Origin of the sequence: Bifidobacterium pongonis (genome assembly GCF_019331805.1) — a bacterium.
GTDB lineage: Bacteria > Actinomycetota > Actinomycetes > Actinomycetales > Bifidobacteriaceae > Bifidobacterium > Bifidobacterium pongonis.
The window spans coordinates 46,044-59,835 of record NZ_JAHBBE010000001.1; the positions used below are offsets into that span (position 1 = coordinate 46,044).

Sequence of the window (13,792 nt, forward strand, 5' to 3'; positions counted from 1 at the left end):
GGTCAGTTATGGGTGGCCGGGCGGCGCAGATGCTGCTTGATCAGGTACTCCTGGCTGTCGATCAACGGGCGTCCTTCCTCATCCTTGGAATGATGCACGTACGAGCCGTCGGCCTGCATATGCCAGCTGATCGTCGAATCGGCCATCTGCATGTCGATGTACTTGATGAGCTCGTTGATCTGTTCCGGCGCGGTGATGCGGACCAGTGCCTCCACACGACGGTCGAGGTTGCGGTGCATCAGATCGGCGGAACCAATCCACACTTCCGGGCCGGACAGCGGGCCTTCGCCGATCTGCGGGCCGTCGGCGTTGCAGAACGCGTAGATGCGGCTGTGCTCGAGGAAACGGCCGAGGATCGAACGGACGCGGATATTGTCGCTCAATCCCGGAACCTCCGGCTTGAGCGAGCAGATGCCACGTTCGACGATGTCGATTTTCACTCCCGCCTGGCTTGCACGGTACAGGGCGTCGATGGTCTTCTCATCCACCACCGAATTGACCTTGATCTTGATCCACGCTTCCTTGCCGGCGCGTGCGGCATCCTCCTCGCGGCGGATGCGCTGGATCAGGCCGGTGCGGATGGTACGCGGCGCGACCAGCAGACGGTGGAAGCTGGACTTCGGCGCGTAGCCGCTCAGCTGGTTGAATAGGCGGGTCATATCCTGGCCGACGACCGGATCGCAGGTCAGCAGGCCGAGATCGGTGTACAGGCGTGCGGTCTTCGGATTGTAGTTGCCGGTTCCCACATGGCAGTAGCGGCGCAGGCCGTCCTGCTCCTGACGGACCACTTCGATGAGCTTGCAGTGCGTCTTCAGACCGACGATGCCGTACACCACGTGCACGCCGGCGCGTTCGAGCTTGCGAGCCCAGTTGATGTTGGCGTCCTCGTCGAAACGAGCCTTGATTTCCACCAGCGCCAGCACCTGCTTGCCGGCATGGGCGGCATCGATCAGGGCGTCGATGATCGGCGAATTGGAGCTGGTACGGTACAGCGTCTGCTTGATGGCCAGCACCTTCGGATCGGCGGCGGCCTGCGACAGGAACGCCTGCACGGAGGTGGAGAAGGAATCGTACGGGTGGTGCAGCAGGATGTCGCGCTCGCGGATGGCGGCGAAAATGTCCTGCGCACGGCTGGATTCGACTTCGGCGATCTGACGGTTCGTGGTGGGGATGAACGGGCGGTTCTTCAGATCGGGGCGGTCGATGCCGCCGAGTTCGAACAGTACGGTCATATCCAGCGGAGCCGGCAGACGGTAGACTTCGTCGACGCTCACGCGCAGCTGATCGGCGAGCAGCTGGGAGAGGAACGGGCTGGTCTCGTCGGAGATCTCCAGGCGGATCGGCGGTCCGAAACGACGACGCAGCAGCTCCTTCTCCATGGCGTTGAGCAGGTTCTCGGCATCGTCCTCTTCGACGTCGATGTCCTCGTTACGGGTGACGCGGAAGGAACGGGCCTCCTTGATGATCATGCCCGGGAACAGCGATTCGAGATGGGCGATGATGAGGTTCTCCATGGTGATGAAGCCGTAACGCTCCTCGCTGGATTCCTCGTCGGTCATGTCGTCCACGGGGACCAGACGGTTCAGGTTGTCCGGAATCTTCACACGGGCGAAGTGGGACTTGCCGCTGGTCGGGTTCTCCACCAGGACGGCGAGGTTCAGCGAACCGCCGGAAATGTAAGGGAACGGGTGGGCGGGGTCGACCGCGAGCGGGGTGAGTACGGGGAACACCTGCTGGCGGTAGTAGCGGGAGAGACGCTCCTGCTCTTCGGTGGTGAGCTTGTCCCAGCTCAGCAGCACCACATGCTCTTTGGCAAGCGCGGGCAGGATGTGGTTGATCACATAGTGCGCGTGCTCGTCCTGCAGGGCGTGCGCCTGATCGCTGATCGCGCGCAGCTGCTGGCGGGGGCTCAGGCCGGAGGCGGAGGGGACCGCGATGCCGGAATCGATGCGGCGCTTGAGGCCTGCCACGCGAACCATGAAGAACTCATCGAGGTTGTTGGCGAAGATCGCTGCGAAATTCGTGCGTTCCAGCAGCGGCTGATCCTCGTCCTCGGCAAGCTCCAGGACTCGCTTGTTGAACTTCAGCCAGCTCAATTCGCGGTCGAAGAAACGGTCGGGAGGCAGCGGTGCCTCGCCTTCCAGAGTCTCTCGTCTGTCGTTTTTGTTCGTTTCGGCGATGTGCTCTGCAATTTGACTACGCAGAATCGCCTTTGAGGGTGCGTCAAAAATCTGTGCCATGTGTTTCATCGTAGGCTTTCCAAGGGCTATACGTCCAGTTTGGTCCCACAAAATTCAAAAGGGGTTTACATTTTCGATATCCAACGGCTAGACGCGGAGTGTCTAACGGCGTTGGCGTGGTCGGTATGACTGGATGATGCGGTGACGGATGTGAAGTCGATGCGGGCGGACGGGGCGCTGGCGGACTCCTTTACGGGATTTCTGCGGGTTGTTCCGCAGGGGCCTTCGGCGGTGTCCCCATGATCGCGTCCGGGGCGTGCGCCATGTGGTGCTTATGCGGCGAATGATGCGATGGCGGGGATGATGCCGATGAGGATGAACGACGGCAGGAAGCACAGTCCGGTCGGAGCGAGCAGCTGGACGGCGAGGCGGGCGGCGGCCTGTTCGATGGCGCTGCGTTCGGCGCTTTCGCATTCCTCCGCCGCGAGCCTCAACCGTTCCATGGGCGATGAGCCATGAATCCACGCATCCTCCAGGCAGTCGGCGATCAGCATGGCGTGGCGTTCGAGATCGTCGACGTCGCCGCGCTCGACGTTCTTGCCGCAGTTCTTGTCGATTCTGCTGATTTTGCCGATTCTGCCGTTATCGTTTTTACCGTCATCATCGCCAGCACAGCCAATCGCCTCGTCGCCGCAGGCCTCGTCATCGTTCCCATCGACGGCACCGCACGCCCCCACCCACGCCTCACGCCACGTCGACCGTCGCAACAGCGCGGTTCCAGCCTCGCGCAGCACGATCGCAAGCCGCCCATCCACGGCCTGACCCACGGCATCGAGCGCCATCGGTATCGGTGCACCCTGCGAAAGCGCGGTCGCGATCATTCCCAGCAGCAACGGCAACGGCGGCCCTGTCTGACCGTGGGCGGCGAATCGCGCGAACAGCTGCCGTATCCACAACATGCCGATCGCATACCAGGCCAGTCCGATGAACAGGCAGACGGCTCCTTTCGCGGAGCCGAACAGGAACGCCAAAGGGTGCGCTCCCATGAACTCCCCAAGTCCCACCGTCGCCACCGGCAGGGCGCTCAGCAGGGCGATGGTCGCCTTGGGTGCGGCGAACGCCTCCTTGCGAAGATCGCGTGCCCTGCGTTCGCGCCGGTACGAGTCGGCCACGGTTTGCAGACATCGTGAAGCGCCGCATCCGAGACGCTCGCTCAACCGGCATGCCGATGCCAGCTGCCCCGCAATGCGAACGATATCCTCCTCGGTCTCATCCACGGCGGCATGGCGACGCAAGGTCGCAGCCGCGCGTGCGGGTGTGATCGCCGGTGTGGCGAAATCCATGCCGTACTGTTCGCGGAACGCGTCACGGATGCTTCCGCCGCTTGCCGTCCGGGCGATGATCGCGGCGATGACCGAAGCGATGCCCGTGGCGGTGCGCGTGCTTCCATTGGCCGCAGCGGAAGGGATGCGCGATGGCCGGGCGCGTTCGATCCGCGCCAGCAGCGCTCGCGGCAGAAGGCATGCCATTATCGCGCATATCACTGCGATGATCGATGCGATATGCGGGGTGTACAGGGCGGGCATGATGGCTCCTTTCCGTTGTGGTTCCGTATGTTGTGGTTCCGTACGTTGTGGTTCCGTCTGTTGCAGCTCCGTCATTCGCGCCACGATGTTCCGGTGCTCGTGGTGTTTCCGCTGTTCATGGGTTTCCGGCGTTGCCGGTATTCCCCGGCGCTGCCCAACGTTCGACGAACCCTTGCCAATGCGGTGAGAGGAACGGCCTCCCATAGCCGTCCCAAACGGCCAGCGTGACACCGGAAATGCCATTTGCGGGAATACCGCCCGAAGCAATACCGCTTAAGCCGTTTGCATTGCCGGGGCCGATTGGAGGGCCATTTCCCGAAGTATTGCCGCCCGGTCCACGCAGCAGACCCAGCTGCGCGATATGCCGTCGCCCTCCGGAACGGTCGAGATGCATCACCACGTCGAACGCGCCCTCGGTCAGCATGGCGACTGCGCCCGGATTCAGACCGGCAAGCATACCCAACGAGACGAGACGGGCCGGAATACGCTCCACGCCATCGGCATGCAGGGTCGTCATACCGCCACGATGCCCGGAATTGTAAGCACGCAGCAGGTCGGCGATCTCCTCGCCACGGCACTCGCCCAACACGATCCTGTCCGGGCGCATACGCAGCGTCGCCTTGACCAGATCCGGCAAACCGACCGCTCCGGCACCCTCCACGTTCGCCTCCCTGGTGGCGAGCGCCACATGGTTGGGCGGCGCGATGCCGTCAAGCTCGCGCACCTCCTCCACGGTGACGATGCGCTCGCGGGCATCGACCTCGTTCAGGAGCGCTTTCATCAGTGTGGTTTTGCCGCTGCCGGTGCCGCCGGTGATGAGTATGGTGGCACGGTTGCGTACCAGACCGTGCAGCAGGCCGATCCAGGGTTCGGGGAACATGCCCGTGCGGCACAGTCCGTCGAGGGTGGGTGCGGAGCGTGAGGGGAAGCGGATTGACACCGAGGCTCCTTGCGGGACGAGCGGTGCGATGACGGCGTGCACGCGCACGCCCCGTTCGTCCGACGCGTCGGCGATGGGGCGTGCGTCGTCGAGTCTACGGCCGAGTTGGGCGCAGAGGCGTACGGCGTATTCGCGGACGACGCTCGGCGACCGCAAAGGGAAGTGGGGGTGATGTTCCTCCATCCCGTTGCCGCGATCCACCCATACGCGCCCGTCGCAGGTGATCGTCATGTCGGTGATGGTGGGGTCGGCGGCGACGTTTTCAAGAGGGCCGAGTTCAAGGCAGACCATGATGACGTTCCTTTCCGTTGCGCCGGGCGCGTGCGGGTACGTTTTCCGGTTCCCGTTCGTCCAGCAGCTGACCGGTCAGCGCCTGTATGGCGGCGCGGTTGCTTTTCGGTACGGCGGCGATGCCGAGCCCGTCCAGGATGTCGGCGCAGAGTCGGGGAGCGTTGCGCAGCGGTCCGAGCACGTCGTCGCCGAGGTAGGCGATCGCTTCGGTTGTGGCGATCGTTGATGCGGCCAGACGTTTCGGTACGCCGCGCGGTTCCACGAGGATGATGATCGGTTCGTTCGGTGGCTTGCCGTTTCCCGCGCGTTCCCGTTGCATGTGGCGAAGTCTCGCCAGATGCGCTTTGGCTCTGGCCAATCCGAGCACCGTCTGTTCGACGGCCACGATCTGCCGTGCCATCAGCAGTTCCGGCACGTTCTCCCAGGCGCCTCCATCGCCGATGTCGGCGAGTACCATGCGGTTCGCTTCGCACAAGGCCCGTATGGCGGCCTGCAACTCCCACCATTCCGGCGGTGATCCGCGCCATGACGTGCAGGCGAGCACGTTGATATCCTCCCAGTGCGGCAGTTCGCGGTTAAGCGCCTTGCCGTCGATCTGCCCCAAAGGGGCGTCGATATCCTGCAGGCTTAGCCCGGGCTCGTGCTCTATGCCGAGCAGGATGCCCAGTCCGCCGTTCGGTATGTCGGCGTCCAGCAGTGCGCATCCGATGCCTTGTTCGCTGAGGCTGAGCGCGCTTAATGCGGTGAGCGTGCTTAATCCGATACCGCCGCTGGGAGAGCTGAATACCGCCAGATTCGGGTAACTGGGCACGGCGAGGGCTCTGCCGGGGCCTTCGGAAGGCATACGTGAGGCGTATGCGGTGTGCGCGAAGGTTTGCGGGCGCACCACCGGGTGATTGGCCGGCGCGGGCATACCGGCGGCCGGTGGGGGAACGGGCAGCCGGTTCCTGCTGGGCGCCGTTTGCATGCGCGCCATGTTCGATGGCGAGGTGTTCAGTGATGTCATAGTCATGACCCGATTGAAAACCGGTTCCGGCGTCGTGCGCAACGTGGACGGGCGATGTGGTCGGAACCCCCCGTAACGGTCCGTACCACGGCGTGTTGCCCGCCATGCCGGGCGTCCGCGGTCATGTTGCGTTGCGTTCATTTTCTTCAGGCCGACACGCCGTCAATACCCCGTGAAGCGCACACAAAGGAACAGATGGGCCGAGGGAAGCGCACAATCCCGCTCAACCATGCGTGTTCCATCACTGTGTTCGAACCATTTGAGCAAGAAAGCGAACATGCCGGTCACGCGGGTTGCATCATCGCCTTGCCGCGTCTAAATTATGAGGTACAAGAACAACAGAACAGAGCAGAGCCCACAAAGAAGTAATGGTCATAAGGACTGGTACGTTGGACGGGCATTGGAAAGACTTACCGTTGCAACGATGATGTTGTGCAGAGATTCTGCTCTGAGTTGGACTTGGAAGGGAACCCGCTTCGGCGGGTTCCCTTTTTTCATGCCCATTTCCCGTTGTTCCAGGAATTGGGGAGCCGATGTTGCCCAATCTTCCGGTACGGGAATCGGCGTTTTCATCATCTTCCGCCTGCAAACCGGATCGGCGGTCGGCTTGGGTGGATCACGGCGGATCATGGCGAATCATGGATGGCATGTGGGGATATGGTGACAACGGGGGGTTCCGACCACAAAGGTCGTTCCGGCTTGAACATGCCCGTGGCCGCCGCCACAGTGGGATGACCGGCAATGTAGCCGGCGAAAACCACATCCACGACATACTCCACGGAAGGAGCGGATCATGCATACGGTGAATCCCCTTGATACGGGCGGGCGAAGGCTCGTCGGAATACGAGAACGGGCAGTGCGGGTGTATGAGGAAGCGTACGGGAACCTCTGCCTGCTGGATGCCAGACTGCGCACACGCGGCATCGAAGCCGAGGAAGGAGCGGCGACGGCCGAATACGCGGTCGTCCTGGTTGCGGCCACCGGTTTCGCGGCGCTGCTGGTCGCCATCATGAAATCGGAAACCGTGCGGAAAATGCTGCTGGACATCGTCAAACAGGCGTTGAGCATGGGAGGCTGAGATGATTGGGACGCCCATAATATGCCGCGCTCGCCGCCCGCCAGGCAAGGCTGGCGGCTTGGTTTCGCTGGCTCGGCTGGCATGCCGTTGCGAACGTGGCGCGGTGACCGCCGAATTCGCCACCGTGCTGCCGGCCGTGATGGTGGTGGCGTTGCTGCTGCTGTCGTTGGTTCGGTTGGTCGGGGTGTCCATCGGTTGCCAGGATGCCGCATCGGCTGCGGTGCGCGCAGCCATCGCGAGCGGCGACGAGACGGACCCCGCATCCGCGGCGCGCGCGGTGGTGGGGAAGGGCGTTTCGGTGGACGTCAGCATGGCGGAGCGGCGGGTGACGGTCGTCGCCCGCTGTCCGGTGATTCCCGACCCCCAAGGGGTGCTGCCGACCGTGGTCGAAGGTAAAGCCGTGGGAGTGCTGTCATGAGAGTGCATGATCTGCTGCGCCCATTGCGCTCATGGGGGCTGTTGCGGTCAACGTGCTTAATGCGGTTGGTCCGGTTGGTGCATCGACACTTCCGCCGGCTGTTTCACGGTATGTTTCACGGCTGCTCGCAACGAAGGCCCCGGCAAGGTTTCCCTAAGTGTTTCCTTGATTTCGCCCGGATACCGCGCGTTGGATTGCAAGGTGCGGAGAACGGCTCCGGGACCGTGGCCGGGGCGGCGCTGATCCTGATGGCTTCAGCGCTGCTGACGGTTGCGGCCGGAGCCGGGCACGGCGTCATCCGCCACGCCCAGGCAAGATCGACCGCCGACCTTGCCGCGCTTTCCGCGGCGATCGCCTGGCGGAACGCGCGGGAGGAACCGTGCGATGTTGCGGTAGCCGTGGCGAACGCCAACGGTGCAAGCCTGATTTCCTGCCATACGGAAGGCGAATACGCGGGCGATGTGCTCGTCAACGTCGCGGTAGGCACGGGCCTGCCGGTCATGCCACGCATCACCGTTTCCGCGCGTGCGGGGCCCACGGCATGCCATTGACTGTCTCAACCGGGTATGCGTATCGTGTGGATATGAATGAGCACAGGAATCATGCGGTCGTCGCGGTGATTGGCAATCCCGTATCGAACAACGGCAAGGGCGCGAAGGTGGACAAGCGGGTGATGGACCTGCTCGTCTCCCGAGGCGAGGTGCATGGGTTCGAAGTGGTGGACCTGACCGGTGGCACCCTTGAGGAATCGCTTGGCAATCTGGAAGGCGCGAAGGGAACCTACGATTACCTGATCGTGGTCGGCGGCGACGGCATGGTCAGCCTCGGCGTCAACGCCGTCGCGGGCAGTGGCGTTCCGCTGGGCATCGTGGGCGTCGGCTCGGGCAATGATTTCGCCCGCGGGCTCGAATTGCCGGTGAACCGTATCGAAACCGCGGTGGAAGGCATTGTCGGAGCCATCGTCTGCGGTTCGCATATGGACATCGATATGGGCCATGTCGCAACGTTGGGAGACGCAACGTTGGAAGACGCAACGTTGGACGGTGCCGCGTCGGAAGGCGCTGTGACGGGCGAAGCCGCGCAGAGTGAACCCGAGAAGATCGATCGTCGTTTCGCCGGCATGCTGTCCTGCGGCATCGACGCGAGCATCAACGATCGTGCCAACCATTCGAACCTCCCCGGCGGGTCGTTCCGCTACTTCGTCGCCGTACTGACGGAACTGATGCATATGAAACGCTACGGGTACCACGTCGTGATCACCGACGAGCATGGCGACGTCGAGGAGCGCGACATCGTGACCCCGCTGCTCACCGTGGCCAATTCCAGGCATATCGGCGGCGGCATCGAACTGTCCCCGTACTCGTCGTTCGGGGACGGTCTGCTCGACATGGTGTGGATGGAACGTGTGCCGAACCTGCGGGAAATCGCGAAGGCCTTGCGTCACGCCTACGACGGCAAGGTGCTGGCCTGTGATTTTCTGGCTTGGCGGCGTGTGCGAAGCGTCAGCATCACCCGTGCGGAGGAAGGTGACGAGCCGCCCGTGCTGATGGCGGACGGCGAATGCATGGGACGGTTGCCGGTGCATGTCGAAGCGGTCGGCCATGCCCTGCGGGTGCTGGTGCCGCCGGCCGTCGTCGACTGGCATCGTCGGGAGCGCGGCGAGGAACAGCTGTTACGTGCCATCGAGCGTGACGGACGCGACCCGACTACCGGGCGCTTCCTGCGGTAGCGCCGGTAACGCAGGAAACTCCGCGTGACGCGGGCGCGAGGATACTGCGCAGGCACAGCGAACCGAGTCAGGTGAACCGAGTCGGATGAGCCAAGCTAGGTGAGCCGAGCCGGATGATCCGGGCAGAACGCCGGGCACGACGAACCAGGCTCAGTCGAAACGCACGTAGTCGTTCAGATGCAAGGTCTGCGCGATAAGCCGTTTGATCGTGGCATTGGACACGTCGGGATGCGAGCGGATAAGCGAAATCACCCCGGAAACCAGCATGACGAACGTTTCGTGCACGCAGACGATCGGCATATCGTGGCGTTCCTCGAAATCACGCGCCGTAGTCTGTTGCAGCAGGTCGGCGATACGATCGGTGACCCGGTCGAGGAACCGGATGTACAGTGCGGCGTTGCCGTCCTGAACAAGACGGTCCGAGAATGGGCTTTCGTCCACAATGAGTCTGCGGGTGAGCGCGACGAAATCGTTCAACGCTCCGTCGATATCGCCATCCTCACGGCTGTCGTTCCACTCTTCCATCTGGGAGAGGATGCTCCCGACCACATCGTCGAGAACGGCATCGGCCACTTCGTCCTTATCGGCAAAGTAGTGGTAGAACAAGGATCGCGTCATGTGCGCCCGGTTCGCGATGTCGCTGACGGTGACCTTGGAGAAACCCTTCTCCGCGCAGATGTCACGCGCCGCGCGCACGATGGTCGCACGTCGCACGTCGCCCTTCCCATTGGGCATCGGGGTTTTGCCGGAACTCATAGGTTCCAGTGTACGGGATACCGCCGGTGGCGGTGCTGGGTCGTGCCGCCGTGCCGCCGTGCCGATGGTGTCGATGTGCGGAAATCAGTAAGGTGGGTATGCGTGAGGTTCGCATGCTTCGCCGGGGCATGAAGGTGCCGGGACGGGAATGCAGTAAGGTGGCGGTGCGCACGCGATGCGCGCTGGCTAGTACCGGAAGGTGTTGAGAAATATGGCGTTGGCTCTTTATCGTCGTTATCGCCCGGATACGTTCGAAGGCGTTATTGGACAGGAGCAGGTCACCGTGCCGCTGATGCGGGCGTTGGACGAAGGCAAGCTGACGCATGCCTACCTGTTCTCCGGGCCGCGTGGATGCGGCAAGACCAGCTCCGCGCGAATCCTCGCCCGCTGCGTCAACTGCGCGAAGGGCCCGACCTCACACCCGTGCGGCGAATGCGAATCCTGCAAGGATCTCGCGACCGGCGGCCCCGGTTCCATCGACGTGGTCGAAATCGACGCGGCCTCGCACAACGGCGTGGACGATGCGCGAGAACTGCGCGAACGCGCCGGATTCGCCCCGGCCCGCGACCGCTACAAGATCTTCATCCTCGACGAGGCGCATATGGTCACCCCGCAGGGCTTCAACGCGCTGCTGAAAATCGTCGAGGAACCGCCGGAACATGTGATGTTCATCTTCGCCACCACCGAACCCGACAAGGTGATCGGCACCATTCGCTCGCGTACCCACCATTACCCGTTCCGTCTCGTGCCGCAGGAGGTTATGGGACCGTATCTCGAACAGATCTGCGAGAAGGAGCACATCAAGCCCGAACCCGGCGTGCTCAGGCTGGCCATGCGCGCGGGCGGCGGTTCCATGCGCGACACCCTGTCCGTGCTCGATCAGCTGATGATCGGATCCGTCGACGGCGTCATCACGCATGACGCTTCCGTGGCGCTGCTCGGTTTCACGCCCGAGGCGCTGATCGGTCAGGGCATCGACGCGGTGATCGACGGCAACGGCGAAGCGTTGTACGACGTGGTGCAGAAGGTCGTGGTGGGCGGTTTCGACCCGCGTCGCTTCGTTGAAGACCTGCTGGCCCGTGTGCGTGACCTCATGGTGCTCACCTTGGCGGGCGATCGTGCGGAAAGCGTGCTGTCCGATTCCGCCGAAGGCGAGGATCTTTCCGAACTGCGCCGTCAGGCCGAAGCGCTCGGCCTGAACGCCCTCACGGTGATGGCCGATACGATGAACTCCACGTTGGCCAATATGACGGGTGCCATTTCGCCGCGTATGAGGCTGGAACTGCTGGCCGCGCGTCTGCTCGCCGAGCGCGAGAACGGCTGGGTCGGTCATGCAGCCTCCGCCGGTGCGCCTACCGTCGCGCAGCCGGCAGGTGCCTCCGCAGGTGCCTCCGGCGCCGCGCAACATGCCACTCCCGCAGGAGGGCATTCCGGCTTCGCCGGCGCATCGCGCAACATGAAAACGTCCTCTTCCGCGTCCGCGCACGGCGGTTTCGCCGGTGCCTCGCGCAACCAGGAACACAACCAAGGGAACAGTCAGGGGAACGGTCAGGAACAAGCTTCGAGCGCGAACGCCGCCCAGGCAAAGCCCGCATCACCGCAGCTCGACGCATCCGGTTTCGCAGTCACTTCGAATACGGCGAATCCCGCTGCTTCCACGCCGCAGACGCAGGCCGAAACCACCCAACAGGCGCCTGCAGCCCCGCAAACCGCAAGCCCGGCTGATGACGGTCGTACCCCGGACGAGAAGTGGGATGTGCTCGTGCGCGATCTTCCGCAGGATGTGCGCAAATACGTGTCCCGCGACAAAGTGGTGCGCATCAAGTACGCGCCGCAGCCGAGCACCGGGAAGATGCGCCTGTGGCTGAAATTCGACAAGGCACTGAGCAAATACGCCTTCGCCCTGGGCGTTGCGAAGGAAACGGTCGACGGCACCACCAAGGTCGTCGACATCGTGCGTGCCGAAGTACGCAAGGCATTCGGCGAACACACCGAAATCGCCCCCACCAAGCTCACGGATGACGGCGTGCGAGCGCCCGCGTTCAAACAGCTGCCCGCGGAAGAACAGCAACGCATCAAGACCCAGCTGCTGCAGGAGAACCTGAAATCCGCCACGGCGAACACCTCACAATGGGGGGAGAGCGCCGGGGAGTCGGCGTCCCGCGAACGTTCCGACGCTTCCGAGGCGTCGGGAGCGCAAGGGGAAGCGGCCGACGATGCCGACGCGCACCGATCGCTTGACGGATTCGCCCCGGAAAGACCGGTGAGCCTGCGGCAGGATTCAACTTCCGCCGCCAACGAGACGGTGGACGGTTGGGCCGTTCCCCAGACCGCCGATTCGGCGCAATCCGAGTCATCCGCCGCAGCGGCTCCGGCACGCCAGGCCGCGCAGGAAGCGGAAGCGGACGATGACCCGTGGGCGGTGCCGCCGCAGCCGCATGGTCAGGCATCCGGCCAAGTCGTTCCCCAGCAGGAAAACGCGGAAAACAGCCAGCCTGAGGAACACCGCAAGCATGTCGCGGTGCCGGATTTGAGCGATGGCATCGACCCGTGGGCCACCCCGGCTACGCCTCCCGCCGCCCAAGCTGCCCAGACCACTCAGGCCGCCCAAGCTGCTTCCGCAGCGAACACCGGCGCACAGCATCAGCCAAGCCAGTCCAACCAGCCGAATCAGGCCAACCAGTCCGGCAGGTCGAACCAGCAGAGCGCACCCTCCGCCGCCGACCCGTCCGACGATCCATGGCAGATGGCGGGCGCGCCGATTCCGCCGCCGGCCGAACCCATGCCGGAGCCGGAACCGGGCCCGGAACCGATGGCACCCGCCGAGCCCGACCCGTGGGCGATGGCGGCGGCCACTCCGCCCACGCAGCCGCAGGTCGCGGCCGACGAGGACGAATATTCGATGAGCGACGAGTCATTGGGCGCGGCCACGGCCATGAGCACCGATGACATCAAACGCCTGTTCGAAGTCAAAAAGGTCGAGGAATTCGCGGCCGACGACCCACGGAACCCGCGCAACGCGCATCAGACAACGAAGCATACGGAGGAGTGACGCATGGCATTGGCCTACGATGGTGCGATCCAACGGTTGATCGACGCGTTTTCCAAACTGCCCGGCATCGGGCCGAAAGGCGCCCAGCGCATCGCCTTCTACATCCTCGGCAGCGACGAACGTGAGGCGGCCGATCTGGCCGACGCCATCGCCGAAGTCAAGGCGAAGGTGAAATTCTGCGAAGTATGCGGCAACGTGTGCGAACAATCGCCGTGCCCGGTCTGTTCCGACCCGCGCCGCGACCGCAGCATGATCTGCGTGGTCGAGGAGCCCAAGGATGTGATGAGCATCGAACGTACCCGCGAATACCACGGCCTGTACCACGTGCTCGGCGGCGCCATCAACCCCATGGCGAACGTCGGCCCGAGCGACCTGAATATCGCGAAACTGCTGGAACGACTGGGGGACGGCGAAGTCAAGGAGGTGATTCTCGCACTCGACCCGAATATCGAAGGCGAAGCCACCACCAGCTATCTGAGCCGTCTGCTCAGCCAGGTCGGATTGAAGGTGACGCGACTGGCCAGCGGTCTGCCGGTGGGCAGCGATCTCGAATACGCCGACGAGATCACGCTCGGACGAGCGCTGTCCGGCAGGCGCGAAGCCTGAGCGTAAGTCCCGGGCGCGAAGTCCTAAGTCCGACCCCCGATCCGGCATCTGTGTGCTCGGACTCACCCTGTCACACCGTCCCAAATCGTGAGCGGAGAGAATAACGGTAATATGCGTCTCCATATAATCGTCACACTTGCGTACTATGAG

Annotated in this window: 11 protein-coding genes; 6 read left to right on the top strand and 5 right to left on the bottom strand. The window is 63.6% G+C overall.

Annotated elements, in window-relative coordinates:
- Positions 1-2: 2 nt before the first annotated feature.
- The 4 genes from KIH75_RS00155 to KIH75_RS00170 form a co-directional block, all read right to left on the bottom strand.
- Complete coding sequence (locus KIH75_RS00155; protein ID WP_219054922.1) at positions 3-2,240, bottom strand: RNA degradosome polyphosphate kinase; 2,238 nt, start codon at positions 2,238-2,240, stop codon at positions 3-5.
- Positions 2,241-2,512: 272 nt separating this feature from the next.
- Positions 2,513-3,766 carry a hypothetical protein gene (locus tag KIH75_RS10175; RefSeq protein WP_219054923.1) on the bottom strand — a complete coding sequence of 418 codons (1,254 nt, stop codon included), beginning with the start codon at positions 3,764-3,766 and terminating at the stop codon, positions 2,513-2,515.
- A gap of 115 nt (positions 3,767-3,881) precedes the next feature.
- Positions 3,882-4,997 (bottom strand): TadA family conjugal transfer-associated ATPase, encoded by a 1,116-nt coding sequence (locus tag KIH75_RS00165; protein ID WP_219054924.1) that lies wholly within the window; start codon positions 4,995-4,997, stop codon positions 3,882-3,884.
- On the bottom strand, positions 4,984-6,009 hold the full coding sequence (locus KIH75_RS00170; RefSeq protein ID WP_219054925.1) for a CpaE/TadZ family protein: 1,026 nt from the start codon (positions 6,007-6,009) through the stop codon (positions 4,984-4,986). The genes KIH75_RS00165 and KIH75_RS00170 overlap by 14 nt, the downstream gene beginning before the upstream one ends.
- A gap of 787 nt (positions 6,010-6,796) precedes the next feature.
- On the opposite strand from KIH75_RS00170, the gene KIH75_RS00175 reads away from it, so the two are divergent.
- The 4 genes from KIH75_RS00175 (at position 6,797) to KIH75_RS00190 (ending at position 9,228) form a co-directional block, all read left to right on the top strand.
- Positions 6,797-7,081 (top strand): DUF4244 domain-containing protein, encoded by a 285-nt coding sequence (locus tag KIH75_RS00175; RefSeq protein ID WP_219054926.1) that lies wholly within the window; start codon positions 6,797-6,799, stop codon positions 7,079-7,081.
- Between the two features lie 103 nt (positions 7,082-7,184).
- Positions 7,185-7,499: a TadE family type IV pilus minor pilin gene (locus KIH75_RS00180; RefSeq protein ID WP_338024249.1), complete on the top strand. Its 315-nt coding sequence runs from the start codon at positions 7,185-7,187 to the stop codon at positions 7,497-7,499.
- Between the two features lie 110 nt (positions 7,500-7,609).
- Positions 7,610-8,050: an Rv3654c family TadE-like protein gene (locus KIH75_RS00185; RefSeq protein ID WP_274608072.1), complete on the top strand. Its 441-nt coding sequence runs from the start codon at positions 7,610-7,612 to the stop codon at positions 8,048-8,050.
- A 32-nt stretch (positions 8,051-8,082) separates the two neighbouring features.
- Positions 8,083-9,228, top strand: a complete 1,146-nt coding sequence (locus tag KIH75_RS00190) for a diacylglycerol/lipid kinase family protein (RefSeq protein ID WP_219054929.1) — start codon at positions 8,083-8,085, stop codon at positions 9,226-9,228.
- Positions 9,229-9,378: 150 nt separating this feature from the next.
- On the opposite strand, the gene KIH75_RS00195 is transcribed toward KIH75_RS00190, so the two are convergent.
- The gene (locus tag KIH75_RS00195) at positions 9,379-9,984 is read right to left on the bottom strand and encodes a TetR/AcrR family transcriptional regulator (RefSeq protein ID WP_236027930.1); all 606 of its coding nucleotides are present in this window, start codon (positions 9,982-9,984) and stop codon (positions 9,379-9,381) included.
- 211 nt (positions 9,985-10,195) lie between these two features.
- Here KIH75_RS00195 and dnaX point away from each other — a divergent pair, with 211 nt between their 5' ends.
- Positions 10,196-13,036: a DNA polymerase III subunit gamma/tau gene (dnaX, locus tag KIH75_RS00200; RefSeq protein WP_219054930.1), complete on the top strand. Its 2,841-nt coding sequence runs from the start codon at positions 10,196-10,198 to the stop codon at positions 13,034-13,036.
- A gap of 3 nt (positions 13,037-13,039) precedes the next feature.
- Positions 13,040-13,642 (top strand): recombination mediator RecR, encoded by a 603-nt coding sequence (gene recR, locus KIH75_RS00205; RefSeq protein WP_219054931.1) that lies wholly within the window; start codon positions 13,040-13,042, stop codon positions 13,640-13,642.
- Positions 13,643-13,792 lie beyond the last annotated feature (150 nt).